This window comes from Massilia sp. CT11-108, assembly GCF_047302915.1.
GTDB classification, from domain to species: domain Bacteria; phylum Pseudomonadota; class Gammaproteobacteria; order Burkholderiales; family Burkholderiaceae_D; genus Telluria; species Telluria orientalis.
The window spans coordinates 1-379 of record NZ_JBKYMO010001320.1 but is presented as its reverse complement, the minus strand read 5'-3'; the positions used below and the strand labels follow the sequence as shown (position 1 = coordinate 379).

Below are 379 nucleotides of genomic sequence, written 5' to 3'. Positions count from 1 at the left end.
TCCCGGGACCGCTGGGCGGCGTCACGCCCTGGCTCGGGCCTTGCCCCGTCTCCTGCACGGAGCCGCCGGCGATGCCTGGCGTGCCGCCCGCGTACACGGCGTTCGTTTTCGGGCCGCCATGTGCAGCCATCACCTGGCCGCTCGTGCCGCCGTCGGCCGTCACCATGCCGGGGAATTTGGTCTTGCGCTGGGCGTCGTCGCCATGCTGCTTGCAGCCCACGGCGGCCAGTGCCAGCAGCACGGCCATGACCTTCATCGTCGTTTTCATCGGCGGCTCCTCAATGCGCGGGCCGCGGCATTGTTTACAACGCCACTGGCGCGGGGCCCTGCGCGGGCAGCCGCACCGGCTGCTCCGGCACCCGCGCCTGCCAAGTAATTT

Annotated in this window: 1 pseudogene; it reads right to left on the bottom strand. The window is 71.0% G+C overall.

What is annotated here, in order from left to right:
* Positions 1-268, bottom strand: a pseudogene (locus tag ACEN88_RS34600) (hypothetical protein); the annotation flags it as partial.
* Positions 269-379: the final 111 nt, after the last annotated feature.